Origin of the sequence: Enterococcus sp. DIV0774 (assembly GCF_050539095.1) — a bacterium.
Lineage (GTDB): Bacteria > Bacillota > Bacilli > Lactobacillales > Enterococcaceae > Enterococcus > Enterococcus faecalis.
This window is the reverse complement of sequence record NZ_CP172923.1, coordinates 1358377-1378040: the sequence shown is the minus strand read 5'-3', so window position 1 is coordinate 1378040 and position 19664 is coordinate 1358377. Positions and strand designations below refer to the sequence as shown.

At 37.5% G+C, this 19664-nt stretch carries 21 protein-coding genes and 2 pseudogenes; 18 read left to right on the top strand and 5 right to left on the bottom strand.

Going from position 1 to position 19664, the window contains the following annotated elements; all coding sequences use genetic code 11:
• Positions 1 to 3: 3 nt before the first annotated feature.
• The 9 genes from msrA (at position 4) to IGL86_RS06680 (ending at position 6586) form a co-directional block, all read left to right on the top strand.
• Positions 4 to 519: a peptide-methionine (S)-S-oxide reductase MsrA gene (gene msrA / locus IGL86_RS06720; protein ID WP_002357448.1), complete on the top strand. Its 516-nt coding sequence runs from the start codon at positions 4 to 6 to the stop codon at positions 517 to 519.
• Between the two features lie 5 nt (positions 520 to 524).
• The gene (locus IGL86_RS06715) at positions 525 to 743 is read left to right on the top strand and encodes a YozE family protein (RefSeq protein WP_002364020.1); all 219 of its coding nucleotides are present in this window, start codon (positions 525 to 527) and stop codon (positions 741 to 743) included.
• 87 nt (positions 744 to 830) lie between these two features.
• Positions 831 to 2273, top strand: a complete 1443-nt coding sequence (locus IGL86_RS06710) for a S41 family peptidase (protein ID WP_025188834.1) — start codon at positions 831 to 833, stop codon at positions 2271 to 2273.
• 18 nt (positions 2274 to 2291) lie between these two features.
• The gene (lepB, locus tag IGL86_RS06705) at positions 2292 to 2846 is read left to right on the top strand and encodes a signal peptidase I (RefSeq protein ID WP_033625725.1); all 555 of its coding nucleotides are present in this window, start codon (positions 2292 to 2294) and stop codon (positions 2844 to 2846) included.
• Between the two features lie 114 nt (positions 2847 to 2960).
• A complete protein-coding gene (locus IGL86_RS06700) occupies positions 2961 to 3404 on the top strand; it encodes a hypothetical protein (protein ID WP_033625724.1) in 444 nt (147 codons plus the stop codon).
• Positions 3405 to 3551: 147 nt separating this feature from the next.
• The gene (locus IGL86_RS06695) at positions 3552 to 3920 is read left to right on the top strand and encodes a GntR family transcriptional regulator (protein WP_002365712.1); all 369 of its coding nucleotides are present in this window, start codon (positions 3552 to 3554) and stop codon (positions 3918 to 3920) included.
• The gene (locus tag IGL86_RS06690) at positions 3917 to 4771 is read left to right on the top strand and encodes an ATP-binding cassette domain-containing protein (protein ID WP_002371092.1); all 855 of its coding nucleotides are present in this window, start codon (positions 3917 to 3919) and stop codon (positions 4769 to 4771) included. The genes IGL86_RS06695 and IGL86_RS06690 overlap by 4 nt, the downstream gene beginning before the upstream one ends.
• Position 4772: 1 nt before the next feature.
• The gene (locus tag IGL86_RS06685) at positions 4773 to 5504 is read left to right on the top strand and encodes a hypothetical protein (RefSeq protein WP_002410158.1); all 732 of its coding nucleotides are present in this window, start codon (positions 4773 to 4775) and stop codon (positions 5502 to 5504) included.
• Positions 5505 to 5617: 113 nt separating this feature from the next.
• Complete coding sequence (locus tag IGL86_RS06680) at positions 5618 to 6586, top strand: NADP-dependent oxidoreductase (protein ID WP_174126601.1); 969 nt, start codon at positions 5618 to 5620, stop codon at positions 6584 to 6586.
• A 219-nt stretch (positions 6587 to 6805) separates the two neighbouring features.
• Here the strand turns inward: IGL86_RS06680 and IGL86_RS06675 are convergent, their stop codons facing one another.
• From IGL86_RS06675 to IGL86_RS06660, 4 genes are all read right to left on the bottom strand, one after another.
• Positions 6806 to 7408, bottom strand: coding sequence for an alpha/beta hydrolase (locus tag IGL86_RS06675; protein WP_002361880.1), 603 nt, complete (start codon positions 7406 to 7408; stop codon positions 6806 to 6808).
• 12 nt (positions 7409 to 7420) lie between these two features.
• Complete coding sequence (locus tag IGL86_RS06670; protein ID WP_033596522.1) at positions 7421 to 8383, bottom strand: ring-cleaving dioxygenase; 963 nt, start codon at positions 8381 to 8383, stop codon at positions 7421 to 7423.
• 10 nt (positions 8384 to 8393) lie between these two features.
• On the bottom strand, positions 8394 to 8822 hold the full coding sequence (locus tag IGL86_RS06665; RefSeq protein WP_002379481.1) for a MarR family winged helix-turn-helix transcriptional regulator: 429 nt from the start codon (positions 8820 to 8822) through the stop codon (positions 8394 to 8396).
• Positions 8823 to 8950: 128 nt separating this feature from the next.
• Positions 8951 to 9745 carry an SDR family NAD(P)-dependent oxidoreductase gene (locus IGL86_RS06660; protein ID WP_002360217.1) on the bottom strand — a complete coding sequence of 265 codons (795 nt, stop codon included), beginning with the start codon at positions 9743 to 9745 and terminating at the stop codon, positions 8951 to 8953.
• Between the two features lie 204 nt (positions 9746 to 9949).
• Here IGL86_RS06660 and IGL86_RS06655 point away from each other — a divergent pair, with 204 nt between their 5' ends.
• Together IGL86_RS06655 and IGL86_RS06650 are read left to right on the top strand one after the other, a co-directional pair.
• Entirely contained in the window at positions 9950 to 10702 is a 753-nt protein-coding gene (locus IGL86_RS06655; RefSeq protein WP_002384475.1) for a DUF7006 family protein, read from the top strand.
• 104 nt (positions 10703 to 10806) lie between these two features.
• Positions 10807 to 11529 carry a TraX family protein gene (locus IGL86_RS06650; RefSeq protein WP_033625998.1) on the top strand — a complete coding sequence of 241 codons (723 nt, stop codon included), beginning with the start codon at positions 10807 to 10809 and terminating at the stop codon, positions 11527 to 11529.
• A gap of 59 nt (positions 11530 to 11588) precedes the next feature.
• Here the strand turns inward: IGL86_RS06650 and IGL86_RS06645 are convergent, their stop codons facing one another.
• Positions 11589 to 12623, bottom strand: a complete 1035-nt coding sequence (locus IGL86_RS06645; protein ID WP_002382358.1) for a YdcF family protein — start codon at positions 12621 to 12623, stop codon at positions 11589 to 11591.
• A gap of 282 nt (positions 12624 to 12905) precedes the next feature.
• On the opposite strand from IGL86_RS06645, the gene ptb reads away from it, so the two are divergent.
• The 7 genes and pseudogenes from ptb to IGL86_RS06610 all read left to right on the top strand — a co-directional run.
• Complete coding sequence (ptb, locus tag IGL86_RS06640) at positions 12906 to 13727, top strand: branched-chain phosphotransacylase (RefSeq protein WP_010823706.1); 822 nt, start codon at positions 12906 to 12908, stop codon at positions 13725 to 13727.
• 18 nt (positions 13728 to 13745) lie between these two features.
• The gene (gene buk, locus IGL86_RS06635) at positions 13746 to 14828 is read left to right on the top strand and encodes a butyrate kinase (RefSeq protein ID WP_033625999.1); all 1083 of its coding nucleotides are present in this window, start codon (positions 13746 to 13748) and stop codon (positions 14826 to 14828) included.
• 5 nt (positions 14829 to 14833) lie between these two features.
• Positions 14834 to 16243 carry a dihydrolipoyl dehydrogenase gene (lpdA, locus tag IGL86_RS06630; RefSeq protein ID WP_010775863.1) on the top strand — a complete coding sequence of 470 codons (1410 nt, stop codon included), beginning with the start codon at positions 14834 to 14836 and terminating at the stop codon, positions 16241 to 16243.
• Between the two features lie 10 nt (positions 16244 to 16253).
• Entirely contained in the window at positions 16254 to 17246 is a 993-nt protein-coding gene (locus IGL86_RS06625; protein ID WP_016618359.1) for a thiamine pyrophosphate-dependent dehydrogenase E1 component subunit alpha, read from the top strand.
• A gap of 21 nt (positions 17247 to 17267) precedes the next feature.
• Positions 17268 to 18254, top strand: coding sequence for an alpha-ketoacid dehydrogenase subunit beta (locus IGL86_RS06620; protein ID WP_002357475.1), 987 nt, complete (start codon positions 17268 to 17270; stop codon positions 18252 to 18254).
• 23 nt (positions 18255 to 18277) lie between these two features.
• A pseudogene (locus tag IGL86_RS06615) lies at positions 18278 to 18448 on the top strand (biotin/lipoyl-containing protein); the annotation flags it as partial.
• A 192-nt stretch (positions 18449 to 18640) separates the two neighbouring features.
• Positions 18641 to 19576: pseudogene (locus IGL86_RS06610) on the top strand (dihydrolipoamide acetyltransferase family protein); the annotation flags it as partial.
• Between the last annotated feature and the right edge of the window lie 88 nt (positions 19577 to 19664).

The following is a 19664-nucleotide window of genomic DNA, read 5'->3' as shown; positions in this document are numbered from 1 at the left end:
GAGATGGAAGAAAAAGCAATTTTTGCAGGCGGCTGTTTCTGGTGTATGGTGCAGCCTTTTGATACACAACCAGGGATTATCTCAGTTGTTTCGGGTTATACAGGTGGGCACGTGCCTAATCCAACATATGAACAGGTTCTAACACACACAACAGGCCATACGGAAGCAGTAGAAATCACCTTTGATCCAGCGATTATTTCTTACGAACAATTAGTGGACATTTATTGGCAACAAACGGATCCTACTGATGCTTTCGGTCAGTTTCAAGACCGCGGCGATAATTATCGGCCAGTTATTTTTTATCGTTCTCAAGAACAAAAAGAAATTGCTGAGAAAAGTAAAGAACGTCTAGCTAATAGCGGCCGTTTTACAGAACCAATTGTTACCACCATCGAACCAGCAGCACCATTTTATCCTGCTGAAGAATACCATCAAGACTTTTATAAAAAAGACGCTTTGCGTTATGGATTGTCCCATCAACGTAGAAGTGAATTTATCGAAGAAAAATGGAGTGATTAATTTACATGAGACGAAGCTTTTACCATTACTTAATGACATTAAAAGGTCCGGCTAAAGATTCTGAAACTGATTTTGCCAATGAAGCGGCCAAAGATATTCAGTTTCCAAAACAAACCGAGGATTATCATGAACTTTCTTCTTATTTAGAAATGAATGCTGACTATTTAAGCAACATGGACATCTTTGATGAGTTATGGGAAAAGTACCTTGAAAACAATAAATAAATCCAGAGGAAAAGCAAACAAAGCTTTTCCTCTTTTTTCATTCATGTTATAGTAAACAAAAGTAGTGACGAATTTGTTAGAAATGAGATGAAATATATGAAGAACAAACGAACTGTTCCTTTTTATCAATATATTATTTCGCTCCTCTGTGTCGCATTTTTAGCTGGAGGAAGTAGTTATATTTATTTTGATCATCGTGTTAAAAAGATGAGTCAAGAAGGGGCAATTACCAATGCTGATTTAAGCAAAGTGCAGGATTTATATAATGAAATTAGTACCAATTATGTAGGTGAAGTAGATAAAAATGAATTAGTTGAAGGCGCCTTAAAAGGCATGTCTGAAGCCATTGGAGACCCATACTCAACTTATCTAAATGAATCTGCTGCCAATGATTTAAACGAAAGCTTATCTGGCGATTTTGAAGGAATTGGTGCCACTATGACAATGAAAGATGGCGAACCAGTTGTAGCAGAGGCACCTGTAGCAGATTCCCCAGCTGAAAAAGCGGGAATCAAAGAAGGCGATATTATTGAAAAAGTTGATGGTACAGCTACAAAAGGGATGAAACTAGCAGAAGTCGTGTCAAAAGTCCGAGGTAAAAAAGGAACTTCCGTTGAATTGACTATCCAAAGAGAGGGAGAAACTAAAAATATCTCAATCAAACGTGGGAAAATTCCCGTTAAAACAGTGACAGGTGAGTTAGACAAAAAAGATGCACAAATTGGCTCGATTAAAATTACGTCCTTTGGTAAAAAAACATATCAGGAATTGAAAGAAACAATCACGAATTTACGAGACAAAGGAGCTAAATCCTTTGTAATTGATGTACGCCAAAATCCTGGTGGACTGCTAGATCAAGCAGAGCGAATGGCCAGTATGTTTTTAAAAAATGGCGAAACAATTGTTCAATTTGAAGACAAAAAAGGACGTACGATGAAAGAAGTTGCTTCCAAAGAATTAGACGACGGCTTTAAAGTAAAAGAACCTGTTGCAGTTATCATTGATGGCAATAGTGCCAGTGCATCCGAAATTTTTGCTGCAGCACTGCATGAATCTGCGAATGTCCCATTAATTGGAACGAAAACATTTGGCAAAGGAACGGTCCAAACGGTGAAGGATTTAAATGACCAAACCGAAATAAAATTGACTGTTTTAAAATGGTTAACACCAAAAGGCGAATGGATCAACGAAAAAGGAATTGAACCAACCATCAAAGCTGATTACCCCGAGTATGCCTATTTAAAATTGATTCCTCGCGATAAAACGCTAAAAGAAGGAGATCAATCTGAAGATATTCAGAACTTAAATGCTATTTTAGCTGTATTAGCGTATCCTGTTGATGAAAACAATGCAAACTACACCGCAGAAACAAAAGCAGCGGTTAGCGATCTTCAACAGAAAAATGGCTTGCCTGTAACTGGAGAAATCGACAATGAAACAGCCACAAAAATTGAAGCCACTTTAGGTAAATTAATTCTTGAAAATGACGCTGCCTACGATACAGCAGTCAAAGAAATTCAAAAAAACTAGAAAAAAGGTGGCACGAAGTTGAAGAAGAAACGTGATTATGTTGGGTATTTAATGTACTTTCTGAAAATTTTAGTACCAGCAATCGTAGCCGTGTTTATTTTAAGAGGATTTTTCCTGATTCCTGTTCGGGTGGATGGCCATTCCATGCAAAAAACCTTGAATCAAGGAGATATGATTGTGATGGAAAAATTCTCCGCCATTAAACGGTTTGATGTGGTGGTCTTTAAAACAGACACAGGATCGATTCTGATTAAACGTGTGATTGGTTTACCAGGAGAAGCTGTGCGTTACGAAAACGATCAATTATATGTCAATAATCAGCCAATCGCTGAATCATATTTAACTAAAAACAGAAAAAAAGATCATGAAACGATGCCTTACACTACGAATTTTGATTCAAAAGAATTGTTAATGCAAGAAAAATTACCTAAAGATAGCTATTTTGTACTTGGTGATAATCGCCGTATGTCCAAAGACAGCCGTTCTTTTGGTGCAATACATGCAGATCAAATCTTAGGGAAAGCACAATTTGTTTATTACCCACTCACTCATATGAAGATCATTCCTAAATAAGTAAGACCACTAGTTCGTTTATTTAAATAACGACTAGTGGTCTTTTCTAATCTGAAAAATTGTTCTCTTAGCTGAAAAATGTTAAGGTTAAAGTAATGATAGATGTAGGAGGTCATGCAAATGATTAGAAAAACTATTTTAGCAAGTTCTATCTTAGGTGTTGGGTTACTGATTGGTGCATGTGGAAACCAAACCCAAATGAATTCAACTAATACCAGTGAATCATCACAGCCTAAAGTAACCGAATCAAGTCGCAAGTCATCTGAAAGTGCGTCTAATAACGAAGGTGTATCAAGCGATTCTAATAAACCCACAAGTTCCACTACAGAATCAGAAATCTTAAAAGGTCTGGCGGAAGAAAAAACGCTAAAAGAAAAAATCCCGTCCTTAAATCAAACAACGATTAAGAAAGTCACTGATAATGAGTATAAACGCATTCTTGTGATGGAAGAAAAGACTACAGGAACGACCTATAAAAGTATTTTGATAAAAAAACAAAATCGCTTAAAAATTGTCAACGAAACAACCGATGAATTGTTATACAATGGAACCCTATAAGAACGAAACCATTCAATAAACTCAAAAGTATAGCCATTGTTTTCAAAGAAAAATTTCTTTGGAAACAATGGTTTTTTGTTGACAAAAGAATTTCTAAGATATATAGTTAGTTGCATAAGTAGTTAACCATTTAAGCGAGGTGTAAAAATGGAATTTAATTTTTCGGGGGAAAAGCCTTTATTTCAGCAAGTAGCCGATCAGATTGCCGAAGGAATTTTTAATGGCGCTTACTTAGAAGGCGAACAAATTCCCTCAACCACAGAAATATCAAAAAGTTACCAAATCAATCCAGCCACCGTTTTAAAAGGAATGAATTTATTAGTAGAACGACAGCTGATTGAAAAGAAACGGGGGATTGGCATGTTTGTTTTACCAGGCGCTCAAGAGAGAGTAAGAAGTGCTCGGAAAGAAGAATTTTTAAATAAAGAAGTCTTAGAAGTTGTCGCAGAAGCTAAAAAATTAGGGATTACAGCTGAACAATTAAAACAACTAATTGAAAGAGGGTATGAAGCATGAGTTTGCGGGTGGAATCAGTAAGTAAAAAATATCATCAAAAAAAAGCACTAGATAATATTTCAATTACTTTTGAAAAAGAAACGATTTATGGGCTCTTAGGCAGAAACGGGGCTGGTAAAAGTACGTTATTAAATATCATAAATAATCGAAGTTTTGCCACTTCAGGTTCCGTTCAATTGGCGGGAGAAACAGTGACCGATAATGAGACTGCTTTGAATCATATTTACTTAATGAGTGAAGATAATTTGTTTCCTCCTCAGTTAAAAATTAAAGATATTTTTAAAACGACTGAAGGTTTTTATGGATCCTTTGACTGGTCTTTAGCCGAACAAATGTTAAGCGATTTTGATTTAGATGGTAAAAAGACATTCAAAAAATTATCAACTGGTTATCGGAGTATTGCTAAACTAATAGTGGCGCTATCCGTCCCCTGTGAGTATATTTTTTTAGATGAGCCAGTCTTAGGTTTAGACGCCAATCATCGGGAATTATTTTATACTTATTTAATTGAGACATACCAAGAACGTCCCCGTACGTTTGTGATTTCTACCCATTTGATTGAAGAAATTGCGAATTTATTAGAAGATATTATCATCATTGATCAAGGAAAATTGATTCGCGCAGAATCTATTGAAACAATTTTGAAAAACGGTCGCATTGTTTCTGGGCCGAAAGAACAAGTAGAGCGCTATACTCAGTCATTGGAAATCTTAGGCATGGACACTTTAGGTGGAGCAGTTACGGCTTACGTGTACGGCGACTTGCCGACTGAAAAAGCAGAGGTTCAAATTGCGCCGCTAAATTTACAAACATATTTTGTGCAATTAACCAATAGAAAGAAGGAAAAGTAAAATGAAATTTAAAACAGCTTTGCGGTATCGTGTTATTTATCAAGTCCGTTCCTTAGCAATTTATTTTGGCTTTTATGCTTTGTTCGGCATTCTTTTTCCTCTTATTGGGTTGCTCTTTTCTAACGACGTGAATACTGTCAGCTCTGATGCAGTAATTCCTTGTCTGGTTTTTATGGGGATACTATCATTTTTGGGGGTGAACACAGATTTTAAACTGTTTATTCAAAACGGGCTTTCCCGCTGGACGATTTTTTTGGTGAATTTTGTAAGTAATGCTATTTTATCTTTGGTTGGATCCTTGGCTGTACTTGTACTGATTAAAGTATTTAGCGGCAATTTCATTTCTCATTTTCAATTATCAATGAAATTAATTGATGTCTATGCGCAAGGAAACTTTTTCATGTCGTGGTTGCTCTTTTTTATCTTACTAATGCTTAGCGGCTCACTTGGCTTGTTAGCAGGTGTCTTTAATGATCGGATAGATGGCGTAAAAAAACTCATTGTTTTATTGCTGTTATTAATGATTCCTATTTTACTGGGCACGATTGCACAATTAGGTGGGACACCAATGCGCCTGAGAATGCTCCACGTCTTGCAAGCAATGGTTGGTTATCAATCCACTGGTTTTACTGTCCTACCACTTCTTCTGACAATCAGTTGCTTTGTTGGCATTAATCTTGGTTTGGCCTATTTATTGAATAAACATCGTGAAATTAAACGCGTAAATGCATAACTAATTAAATTAAAACAGATCGAGATTAATAATGAATACACTTTCTCTCAATTTAACTAAAGCATATTCTTATATAAAAAGAAGGCAATAGGCGTATACTAAAAGTGTGAAAAATGAAACAAATGAGAGGAAGTTGGTTTATGAAAGCTGTTGTGATTAATCAGTACGGAAGTAAAGAGGTACTTGAAGAAGCAGAAGTAACACTGCCAGAATTATCGGAACATCAAGTGTTGGTAAAAGAATACGCGACATCAATTAATCCGATTGATTGGAAATTGCGTGAAGGATATTTAAAACAGATGTTTGATTGGTCCTTTCCGATTATTCTTGGTTGGGATGTCGCTGGTGTGATTACAGAGGTGGGGAGTCAAGTAACGGATTGGCAAGTTGGCGATAAAGTTTTTGCTCGTCCTGAAACTACTCGTTTTGGCACCTATGCAGAAGTAACGATTGTGGATGATCATTTATTAGCAAAAATCCCTGAAACAATTAGCTTTGAAGAAGCTGCTGCCGTTCCGTTGGCTGGTTTAACCGCTTGGCAAGCATTGTTTGATCATGGTCACCTTAAAGAAGGAGAAACTGTTTTAATTCATGCTGGTGCAGGTGGGGTCGGTACTTATGCGATTCAACTAGCAAAAGAAGCGGGCGCACATGTCATCACGACCGCTAGCGCAAAAAATCATGCCTTACTGAAAAAAATTGGTGCAGATGAAGTGATTGATTATCATACAACGAATTTTGCAGAGGTATTAGCTGATGTTGATTTGGTCTTTGATACAATGGGTGGTGAGGTTCAAAAAAATAGTTTTGACGTCTTAAAACCAAACACCGGTCGTCTTGTTTCAATTGTGGGCATTGAAGATAAACAATTGGCAGCCGAAAAAAATATTTCTGCTGAAAGTATTTGGCTTCAACCAAATGGAGAACAATTACAAAAAATTGCTGATTTGATGGCAGCTGGAAAAGTGAAATCAATTATTGGTGAAGTTTTCCCTTTTTCTAGACAAGGGATTTATGATGCACATGCACTCAGTGAAACGCACCATGCAGTTGGCAAAATAGTTGTTCAAATGGCAAAATAAAAGAAGCTCAGACAGTGAATTATCTTAAAATAGAAAAAGTGAGCCTGGGACAAAAATCCAAAAAGATTTTTGTCCCAGGCTCAAAACCTGATAAACGGCGGGAACAGAACCAACTCCTTCGGAAATAAGCCGAAATTCTCCAAAAATTAAAGAGCAATTTTCGGAAATTTCTTCTTATTTCTCGGAGCTAAACGGTTCTGTCCCGACCTCACTTTTTTGTTAAGAGGACAGATGTGCCAACCAAGTTTGTGTTTCCTTAATTTCTTGATAAGTTAATTGATGACTTTGTGTCCAAACCTCTTGTACGGTTGCTCCATGATTCTGAAATAGTTGAATCACACGCATACTCTCAGGAAGTGGAACAATCGGGTCATGCTCTCCTAGAGATAATAAAACAGAAGTGTCGGTCAAGTCTGGTTGATTGGTCAATTCAACAGGAAACATGGGATGATAGAGGACAGCTTGATGGTAACTATCGGGATGAGTAAGCAATAATTGAATAGCGATATTGGCCCCATTTGAATAGCCAATAAAAATAATTTTATCCAATGAAAATTGATGCTCGTTAGCGGCTTGTTGAATAAACTTATGAAGCGCCTCGCCGCGTTTTTCTAGATCTTCTAAGTCATAATGACCTTCCGCTAGGCGCTTAAAATAACGATTCATTCCATTTTCTGAAACATCACCACGAATACTTAGCACAGTAGCTTGTTTATTTAGTTCTTGGGCAATTGGTAGGAGAGATGTTTCATCACCACCTGTACCGTGAAGTAGCACAAAGACAGGTGCTTCAGGATGTCCTTTTTTAAAAATTGAATGCATGTTTTTTCCTCCTTAGGCTCGTTTTGTATTGAAAGGCTTGATAACACTCTCAATATACTCACGACGGTTTTCTAAAAATGGCGCAAGAGATAACTTTTCTCCTAATGTTTCGTAAGGTTCATCCCCCATAAATCCTGGTTCATCGGTGGCTAATTCGACTAAAATATGCCCAATACGAACATACAATGATTCAAAGTAATAACGATCGACATAGCCAGAGTTTTGTAAGCCTAAATGATCAAAGAGCGCTTGCCAAGTCCCAAGTGATTTACGATCCGCTAGGCGGAATGCAACGTGATGTACTTCACCATATCCTTGTTGCGCTTGTGAGCTAGTATCATCGTCTACCAAAATGACTTGGGCACCATTGCCACCTTGGCCAACTTCTAGTAAATAGCGATTGCCTTCTTGTGCCACTACGTGAAAGCCTAGAATTTCTTCAAAGACTTCTTTGAATTCATGAAAATAGGAAATAGCTATTTCGACAGGTCCTAAGCCATAAATCGCAAATTCTGTAGGGACAGGTCCTTTTTTCCAAGGGGTGCCCGCTGCAACGCCCTGATTTAATTCATCAGAGATTAATTGATACGCTTGATCATCAAAATCCCAGAAGCGAAGGACTTTTTTGCCAAATTCTTCAGAAATACCTGTGTGTTTGACAGCAAATTCATTGAAGCGATTTTCATAATAAGTCAAAGCTGCATCTGAAGGAACCCGGAACCCTGTTCTTGAAATTGTATTGGTTCCTTTTAATCCTTTAGGGTTATTGGGAAAATCGAAAAAGGTCATGGTTGTACCTGGTGTACCCAAATCATCGGCAAAATAGGTGTGGTAAGTATAGATATCATCTTGATTCACTGTTTTTTTGACTAAACGCATCCCTAAAACGTCTGTAAAGAAGTGATAGTTTTTTTCTGCATCACTTGTCATAGCTGTAACGTGGTGGATTCCTAATAATTGATCTTCTTTTTTCATCATTATTTCCTCATTTCGTTTCATTTGTTATTTTTCGTAAAGTTTTTTGAAGAAGTGTTAATTCTTCGGAAGAGAGTTGTTCAAATGCTTCTGCAATTCGCTTTGCATGCATCGGAAAAATTTCTTCAATTAATGTTTTTCCAGCTTCTGTTAATTCGACGTAAGTAATGCGTCGGTCTTTTTCACTGGGGGTGCGCGTTACATAGCCTTTTTTATGTAATTGGTCAATAACATAAGTGGTGCTACTGCTAGCAATTAAAATTTTCTCCTTAATTTTTTGGATGGTCTGAGGACCTTTATGGAGTAACAGCTCTAACACTGAAAATTCTGTAATGTTTAAGTCATAACAAGTGACATCTTGCTTGGCAAGTTGCTCTAGTTGATGGCTGGTTCTTAATAAACCGATATAGGCTTTTAAAGCTTCTTGCTGTTGGGTCATTGTTTCACCTCTTTTTATTTCGAATTCGAGATAAATATAACTTACTTTTGGTAAGTAATCAATTAATATGCTTAAAAAGACAGCCAGCAAAAAATGTGAATTTTTGCTGGCTGTCTTTTTTGTTTATTTTAGAAGATTGTTGGAACTAAGCCGCCATCGATTCTTAAGGCTTCTCCTGAGAAAGAAGAAGAATCTGGGCTGGCCACAAAGGTAACAAAACGACCAATTTCTTCTGGTCGAATGAGCCGTTGGATTTGTGAACGAGAACGATGATTTTTCATGAAATCTTTTTCCCAATCCTCTTTGGGAATGTCTGAATCAGCGTACATATCTTCCAACATTTTTTCTACACCTTCGGTAAGGGTTGAGCCAGGCATAACCGTGTTAACGGTGACATGTGTGCCAACAGTTAAGTTAGATAAACTTTTAGCTAAGGAAAGATTCATCGTTTTTGTCATGCTATATTGGGGCATTTCGCCAGAAGGCATCACCGCTTCTTCGCTAGCAATGAAAATAATGCGACCAAAATCTTGTGCAAGCATTTTAGGTAGATAAGCTTTTGCTAATGCATTGCCTGACAACACGTTCACAGTAAAAAATTTTTCCCAAGTGGCGTCATCGATGTCCCAGTATTCCATTGGCTCAAAAATCCCCATATTGTTCACTAAAATGTCGACTTTAGGGAATTTTTCAAGTAAAGTAGTTCGTTGACTTTCAATGGAAATATCGGCAGTTCCTGCTTGAGGATGAGTGTCTGGAAACATTGTTTGTATTTCTTCAACAACTTTGATTACTTCGGCTTCATTGCGCCCATTGATAATGACATCGGTCCCTTCACGAGCCATTTCAATCGCAATTGCTTTGCCAATTCCTTTGGTTGAACCAGTAATTAATGCTAATTTATTCGTTAAGTGTAAATCCATTTAAATCCCTCCAACGTTTGTCTATATGTCTATATCTAGTGTAGGTCTTTTTCTGGACTTTTAAAAGGAAAAAGTTTTTTCGGCCCGCGAGAAACAAGCCCCAATAATTACTTAACAGCTGAGTTTTCACTTTTTGGGCGTAAAACGAGTAATTATTGTCAGTAAAAAAGCGTCACTTTTTTGATAGAATAACTAGAGACGAAATTGGCTAAGACCAATTTTGTAAAATTGTACATAAAAAAGAAGAGTGGGAATGCTATGAAGAAACAATATTACTGGAATATACCCGATAACTTATTAAACTCGTTAAAACAGCGGAAAAAGTTATACAGCTTTTATAAAAATGAACAAAATAAGGCAAGAGAATTAGTAGAGAATTGTCAGTCGGTTCTTTTTCCTGAATTAGTCGCTTCGCTGAATAAAATAGATGAGCGGATTAAATTATTGATATTCTATCAAAATTTAGAAGATTGTGAGCTTTCAGAAGAAGAAATTATTACTGTGATTGAGCGAGAATATTTTGTGACTTTTTATGAAACAATTGAAGAACCGACCACTGAAATTATTAGTAGTCATTCTATGTATTATTTATTGCAACAGCCGACTAAAGAAATGCTTTGGGATTTAGACTTTAGTAACATGTTAAAACAAGGTCAGTTAGTTGATTTAATGGATTATCAAAAATTGACCAAATGTTATCAAAAGCTGCAGAATCAAGCTAAAAATTTGATTGAAAAATTAAATAAAGAAACATTTTACACATTCTATAGTCAACTTTTATTGATTGATTGCCAATGCAAATTATTAATAGAAGAGGCGCTTCTGAAAGAAGAATCATTGATGACGGTCGATGAATGCTTAACAGCCATTAAGCAAGAAATTCGAAAAATTCATTTTGAACAATTTAAATACCAACATTATTTATTTGAAGATTTATCTTTGCGGTACCAAGTTTAACGGAAGTGACAAAAAGAATGGTTGAATCTAACAAGAATGTTCGTTGTTTTCTGTTATATAAAAAGATATGATAGTTTCTGTAGAAAAAATAAAGGAGACGATTCATGAACGCAAATCGCTTAAAGTTATTGATGATGGGGTTAATGGTTCTTGACCATATTAGTTATTTTGTTCCGCCAGAATGGGCACTGATTTTTCATGTAATTACTCGTTGTGTCGGTGTATTTTTTGGTTACATGGCTGTAGAAGGGTTCAACTATACACGGAATGTTTATCGTTACAATGGTCGTTTGTATATTTGGGCAGCAATCATGTTTGTTGGAAATACGTTTCTAAATCATTTAGTGAATAATCCAGCTGTTGCTGTTCACAACAATATTTTCTTCACCTTAGCCCTGGGTGTCAGTATGTTAATTGTGACAAAAGCGATGCTAGAGATGCCAAAAATCAGTTTAAAAATTGTTTTATTGATTAGTATATTAGCAATTTTAGGAATAGGAGCAATGTTTGCTGAAGGTGGCATTGTGATGTTACCTTTTATGTTGATTACGTATTTAGCCAGAAAGAGACTTGTCTTACGGAACTGTTTATATGGTGCATTAGCGCTCTTTTTCTTAGTTACAAGTTTTCAATGGTTGGGAGATTGGCCAACGACAATTGAAATGTTAGCTTATAATTCTGATTTTATGTTTATCACTGTGTTACCATTTATATCGCTTTACAATGGTGAGAGAGGAAGCAAAGCACCATTTTTCAAATATTTATTTTATGGATTCTATCCGCTTCATTTATGGCTGATTGCATTGATAGCCAATTACGTTCATTAAACCTTTTTATATTAAAAGAATAAAAACAGCGACTCACAAAAATGTGAGTCGCTGTTTTTTTAGATGGGTAAGATACTGATTCCTAAAAGAAGAGTGACAAGTAGAAAAACAAAAAGCACAATTCGCTTATCATGAACCAGTAAGGCAATGTATTCTCGGATTAGAGCAGTTGGTAAAAAATATAAGGCAGTTGGCGCCCCGACACCTTCAGCTTTTAAGCCGACACGATGGGCATACATAGCTCCTCGTAAGACATGATAGTTATTTGTTGAAAAAATAACAGAGGGTTGTTTAGAATCAGACGGCATCTTTTGCCAATCTGCCTGAATTATTGCTTTAGAAAACAACATATTTTCATAAGTGGTTGTGGATTGGTCCTCCATCAAAATTGCTTCTGCAGGAATATTTTGTGAAAGCAAATATTTTTTCATTGCAAAAGCTTCGGCCACAGGTTCGTCAGGACCTTGACCACCGCTGACTACAAATTTAGCGGTGGGATTTTTTTCATAATATTCAATCCCTTTATCTAACCGACTCTTCAAAAGTGGAGGTACTTCCTCGCTACGAATTCCCGAACCTAAAACAATGATATAATCAACCGCTTTTTTTAAAGGAATCATTTGGTACATCCATGAATACAAGACGTAAGCAGCAAATAGAAAGGTCAGCAAAAGATCCATTAACAATAGAAAAAGTAAGAACAGAAAAAGCACATAAGGTATTTGCGCTGTGCCAACTGATAATAAATATAGAAAGGCGGGTAAAGCAATTAATAAGTTCAGCCCTAGGCCAGCAGACAATTTAGCCGTGACACTTTTGCCTTCTTTCGTTTGCATCGTACGTGAGTTAAAAATAAAGTAAAGGCAAATGCCGATAAACACAGCGGGAATTAATAGATAAGCAATGGCCAAAGTAATTAGGTCGCCATTCTTAAAATGTAAATAAATTTTGTCTAGTCCGATAAATAGTAAGGTGACTAATGACAATAAGGTGCCAGAAGCCAGAGTGATACCGCCGAGGATACTGCGGTTATTAATTTTTAATATACCAAATCCTAGTAGGGCGATAAACAAAAAGAATAGTAGTAGTGCCATTTAATTCCTCCTAAAAATAAGTATCTAAAGTATAACATGCTTTAGGATCTGACATAAATAAACAGTTGTGCCGAAGCATAAGTTTTCCTTTCATTCTTAGAAAAGAAGTTTTTTCATGAAAAGTAAATTAGATAACAATTGTTTAGAGAAAGAAAAGCTTGATTTACTAAGCTTTTCTTTCTCTATAAAAAATATTAATAAGGACATAAAAATTAACAATTTGTATGCGCTTACATACTAAGGTAGATTTAAAGTGTAAAGAAGAAAAAATGAGGTGAGAAAATGATCACTGTTTCAATTGCAGGAGGTTCACAACCAGAGATTTTACAGTTAGTTAAAAAAGCACTAAAAGAAGCCGAGCAACCGTTGCAGTTTATTGTATTTGATACAAACGAAAATCTTGATACTGAAAATCTCTGGAAATATGTTCATTGCTCAGATGAGGCCGCGGTAGCACGGGAAGCTGTCAGTCTAGTTGCAACTGGTCAAGCACAAATTTTATTGAAAGGAATTATTCAGACCCACACATTACTAAAAGAAATGTTGAAAAGTGAGCATCAATTAAAAAATAAACCGATTCTTTCCCATGTAGCAATGGTGGAGCTGCCTGCAGGAAAAACCTTCTTGTTAACCGATTGTGCGATGAATATCGCTCCCACTCAAGCGACCCTCATTGAAATTGTTGAAAATGCTAAAGAAGTCGCCCAAAAATTGGGACTGCATCACCCGAAAATTGCTTTGTTAAGCGCAGCGGAAAATTTCAATCCTAAAATGCCTTCGTCTGTTTTAGCAAAAGAAGTCACGGCACATTTTAATGATCAACAAGAGGCTACGGTTTTTGGGCCACTTTCGCTTGATTTAGCGACCTCTGAAGAAGCGGTTGCGCATAAACGTTACAGCGGTCCTATCATGGGGGATGCAGATATTTTAGTGGTCCCAACTATTGATGTTGGAAATTGTTTATACAAATCATTAACCTTGTTTGGGCACGCCAAGGTGGGAGGAACGATTGTTGGCACAAAAGTCCCAGTCGTTTTAACATCTAGAAGCGATTCGACAGAAAGCAAATTCCATTCATTAAGATTTGCCATGAGACAAGTTTAAAAAAAGGAGCAGAAAACAATGGAAACAGTATTGGTTATTAATCCTGGCTCGACCTCCACTAAGTTAGCGCTTTTTGCTAATCATGATTGCTTGGCGGAAGAAACGCTTAGACATAGCGTCCAAGAATTGGCACCTTTTGAAAATGTTGTCAGTCAAACACCATTTCGAAAACAAATGATCGCGGAATTTTTAGAAACACATAACATCACACAATTAGCCGCTGTCGTGGGGCGTGGTGGTTTGCTTAAGCCTATTCCTGGCGGTACGTATCTTGTCAATCAACAAATGCTAGAAGACTTGCGGACAGAACGCTTTAATACCCATGCTTCAAATTTAGGGGCGATTTTAGCTAATGAGTTTGCAGAAAAATATCACGTGCCAGCCTTTATTGTCGATCCTGTTGTTGTAGATGAGCTACAGCCATTAGCCAGGATTTCTGGATTAAAAGGCATTCAGCGGCGTAGCGTTGGTCACGCCTTAAATCAAAAAGCGGTCGCTCGAAAAATCGCTGAGGATTTAGGGAAAACATATGAGCAAAGCAATTTTATCGTTGTTCATTTAGGTGGGGGCATTAGCTTGGGGGCGCATCAAAAAGGCCGCATGGTGGATGTGGTAAATGGGCTTGATGGTGAAGGTCCTTATACGCCAGAACGCAGTGGTGCCTTACCGCTCGTTGAATTTGCGCAATGGATACTTGAACAGGAGTTAACGATTAGCCAAGTGAAAAAGCTAATTGCGGGTAATAGCGGCCTTAAATCATACCTAGGTGAAACAGATTTACGGCATATCCAAGCACAAATAGCTGCAGGTGATCAAACAGCAAATTACTATTTAAAAGGAATGTGTTACCAAATCGCAAAAAGTATTGGCGAGATGGCCGTGGTTCTTGAAGGCACAATTGATGCAATTATTTTAACAGGGGGCGCAGCCTATTCGCAAACCGTTGTTCAAGAAATTAGTCAAAAAGTCACTTGGATTGCACCAATTAAGGTTTACCCAGGTGAAATGGAGATGGCTGCTTTATATGAAGGCGTCAATCGAGTATTAACAGGGGAAGAACAAGCTTTAAATTATAGTGAAGCAAAAATTGAGCAGGAGTGATCAAAATGGCGGAACAAACAGATTTACTGATTTTAGGTGGCGGAACAGGAGGCTATGTAGCAGCAATTCGAGCCGCACAAAAAGGGCTAAACGTCACAATTGTTGAAAAATACAAATTAGGTGGCACTTGTTTGCACAAAGGCTGTATCCCTACAAAAGCTTTATTAAGAAGCGCAGAGGTTTTTGATACCTTAAAACAAGCGGCTTCTTTTGGGATTGAAACAGAGGCAGCGTCCATTGATTTTTCTAAAATACAACAACGGAAAGAAGGAATTATTGAGCAGTTACACAAAGGTGTTGAAGGCTTATGCAAGAAAAATAAAATCAAAATTTTAGCAGGCGAAGGTGCGATTTTAGGTCCTTCCATTTTTTCACCAGTCTCTGGCGCAGTGGCAGTTACGTTTAATGATCCAACACGAGAAGAAGAAATTATCGTTCCTAAAAATGTCATTATTGCGACAGGCTCTAGTCCTAAAACGTTACCTAATTTGCCACTGGATGAAGAATTTATCTTATCTTCTGATGGGATGCTTGAATTAGAAGAGCTACCAGAATCAATTGCAATTATTGGTGGTGGCGTTATTGGTGTCGAGTGGGCTTCTTTATTAAATAGTTTAGGTGTCAACGTAACTATCATTGAATTTTTGGATCGGTTACTTATAAATGAAAGTGCAACAATTTCTAAAGAATTAAAGAAACGTTTAGAGCAACGAGGAATTAACATTTTATTAGGTAGCAAAGTCCAAGAAGCGAAAGTTACTGGACAAAAGGTTCAAGTAGAAGTTGCAGGACAAGAAAGCCTCACTGTTGACAAAGTCATGGTAGCAATTGGTCGTCAACCCAATATCAATAAGTTAGGGTTACAGAATACCTCAGTGAAATATACTGACAAAGGCATTGAAGTAAATGAATTTTATCAAACCACAGAAGGACATATTTATGCGATTGGTGATTGTATCGATACACTTCAACTAGCCCATGTGGCTATGAAAGAAGGAGAGTTAGCTGTTCAGCATCTTTTAGGCGAGACAGTGGAACCTTTAAATTATACAAACGTGCCTCGAGGTGTTTATACAAATCCTGAAATAGCAAGTGTCGGCTATACTAGAGAAACTTTACCAGAAGATAAAGAAGTAGTGATTGGCACCTTTAATTTTAATGGTAATGGTAAATCACTTGTTTATGGAGAAACAGATGGCTTTATAGAAGTAATTCGTGACAAGAAGACCGATGATTTATTAGGGGTTTCTATGATTGGGCCACATGTCACGGATTTAATTGCCGAAGCAAGTACTGCCATGTATTTAGATGCCTCGCCCATTGAAATTGGTGAAGCAATCCACGCGCATCCAACAATGACAGAAGTATTGCAAGAAGCAGCCTTAGATACTTATGGCTTAGCGATTCACAAATAGAGAAAGGTTGATGAAAATGAAAACGCTTAAAAAATCGGGTTTATCAAAAGAAGAATTGATTCAGGCATATCGTCAAGTACTACGAGGACGTCGTTTAGACGAACGGTTGTGGCAATTAACAAGGATTGGTAAGACCTCTTTCAATATTTCTGGTCAAGGGGCAGAAGTTGCACAAGTAGCGATGGCGATGGCTTTTGATCCTCAAAAAGATTATTTTTTACCGTATTATCGTGATATGACCGCGTGCTTGGTTTGGGGCATGACCTCCAAAGATATTTTAATGGGTTCTTTTGGAAAAGAAGCGGATCCTTCTTCCCATGGTCGTCAAATGCCGAATCATTATGGTTCAAAAGAGCATAATATTGTTTCCTTCTCTTCAACAGTAAGTACACAAATGCCATTAGCGACAGGTGTTGGTTATGCAGCGCAACTTCAAAAAGCTGATTTTGTTGCATTGACCACCACTGGGGAAGGCTCTGCCAATCAAGGAGAAGTCCAAGAAGCTATGAACTTTGCAGGCGTAAAAAAATTACCAGTCATTTTTGTGGTTGAAAATAATGAATATGCGATTTCTGTCCCAATTGAAGAACAGTATGCCAATAAACGAATGGCCGATCGCGCGAAAGCTTATGGCTTTGAAGGTGTAACCGTTGATGGTAGTGATTTTACTGAAGTCTATCTAGCATTTAAAGAAGCAGTAAAAGCGGCTCGCGAGAAAAAAGGACCAAAATTGATTGAATTAATGGTTTCTCGCTTGACTTCTCATTCCGCTGACGATGATCAATCTGTTTATCGTTCAAAAGAAGAAATTGAAGAGATGAAAAAGAACGATGCAGTGAAGCTTTTTGAAAAACAATTATTAGAAGAGGGCTATTTAACAGACGAAGACATTTCCAAAATTGATGAAGAAATTCGTGCAGAAATCAATCAAGCAACGGATGAAGCAGAAGCAATGCCAGATCCTGTACCGACATCAATTTTAGAAGAAGTGTATGCAAAATAAGAGAAGAGGAGAAGAAATATAATGGCTGAGATGACTTATTTAGAAGCAATTAACTTAGGAATTTCTGAAGAAATGGCTCGTGATGAAAAAGTAGTTATTTTTGGAGAAGATGTCGGCGGCGACAAAGGCGGCGTGTTCGGTGTAACAAAGGGCTTGGCTGCTAAATACGGTGACGAGCGTTGTTTTAATACACCGTTAACAGAAGGCTTAATTGGTGGTTTAGCTGTCGGCTTAGGTTTAATGGGCTATCGCGCAATTGGTGAATTTCAATTTGCGGATTACATTTTGCCTGCAACCAATCAATTGTTATCAGAGGCTCGGACAATGCGCTATAGAACAAAAGGCGATTGGACTGCGCCAATCGTTTATCGGACACCTTATGGCGGCGGTGTTCGTGGTGGGCTGTATCATTCTCAGTCTACAGAAAAAGTTTTTTGTGGACAACCAGGATTAAGAGTGGTGACCCCCTCTAATCCTTATGATGCAAAAGGGATGATTAAAGCAGCGATTCGTTCCGATGATCCAGTCATTTTTTACGAACATAAGCGTTTATATCGTTTACTAAAAGATGAAGTGCCTGCAGATGATTATATCGTACCAATTGACAAAGCCAATGTCGTTAGAACGGGTAGTGATTTAACCGTGATTAGTTACGGCATGACCTTGCAATTAGCTTTAGCTGCGGCGGAAAAACTAGCCGCTGAAGGAATTGATGCCGAAATCGTCGATGTTCGCTCATTATATCCTTTAGATCGCGAAACATTAGTAGCTGCAGCTAAGAAAACAGGGAAGGTCTTACTCGTAACAGAAGACAATAAAGAAGGCAGCGTGATGAGTGAAATTGCGGCAATGATTTCAGAAGATGCTCTCTTTGATTTAGATGCACCGATTCAACGACTTGCAGGACCTGATTGTCCAAGCATGCCTTATGCATTACCTTTAGAAAGAGAATTTTTAATCAATGAAGAGCAAGTATTAGCAGCAATGAAAGAATTAGCAGAATTTTAATTGAAGCAAGGAGGAAAAAATAAATGGCCACAAAAGAAATCAAAATGCCTCATCTAGGCGAAAGTGTCACAGAGGCAGCCATTGTCCAATGGTTAGTTAAACCAGGAGATTCAGTGAAACGCTATGATCCCTTAATGGAAGTCGTTTCTGATAAAGTCACCACGGAAGTCCCATCAGATTTTGATGGTGTAGTAAAAGAATTTCTGATTTCTCTAGATACAGATGTGCCCATCGGAACAGCGGTGATGACGTTAGAGACAGAAGAAACAACCGAAAAAACAGAAGAAGCTACTTTAGCACCAGTGAAAGAAGCAAGTGCGGAACAAGCACAAGAACATGAAACGGTTGAAACAACAAGCACTGCGACGTCCCATCAAAAAAATAATGGTCGTTATTCCCCAGCAGTCCTTAAAATTGCCCAAGAAAAAAAGATTGATTTAACACAAGTTACAGGGACAGGTCGTGATGGTCGGATTACTAGAAAAGATGTCACAAACTTTACACCAACACAGGCAAGAACACCTGAGAAAACAGTGAGTCCAGGAACTAGCCCTTCAATTTCAGAGGAGCCAGTTGCTTCGCAAAATGAAAGCGCCGCAACAGCTAGTCCAACTGAAACAACCACAGATAAAATTGTCTCTGCAGATCCTGTACGTAAAGCAATTGCTAAAAAAATGGTCCAAAGTGTCAACGAAATCCCTCACGCTTGGTTAATGGTGGAAGCGGATGTGACCAACTTAGTCCAACTTAGAAATTCATTAAAAGATGAATTTAAACAACAAGAAGGCCTGTCTCTAAGCTTCTTCCCATTTTTTGCCAAAGCAGTCATTCAAGCGTTAAAGAAAAATCCAAAAATCAATACATCTTGGGATGATGGCTCAATTATTTATCATAAAGATGTTAATTTATCCATAGCTGTAACGACAGACGAGCATCTTTACGTGCCAGTGATTCAACAAGCGGATAACTATTCGATTGCAGGGCTAGCTAAAGAAATCAATCGCTTGGCACAAGAAGTCCGACAAGGAACGCTAGCAAGCAAAGAAATGCAAGGAGGGACCTTTACTCTTAATAATACTGGAACACTAGGTTCCGTCCAATCGATGGGAATTATTAACCATCCACAAGCTGCGATATTACAAGTAGAGTCAATTAATAAACGCCTTGTGCCAACCGCAGATGGAGGCTTTAAAGTGGCAGATATGGTTAATTTATGTCTTTCTATTGATCATCGAATTTTAGATGGACAACAAGCAGGTAAGTTCTTGCGAGATGTTAAAGATAATTTAGCGAAATATAATGCGGATACGGATGTATATTAAAAATCGTTCCTTGCTTTAGTTAAATAAAAAGCGCCTCAAAGAAATAAGCGCTCTTCTTTGAGGCTGCTCTTTATCTAATAGAAAGTTC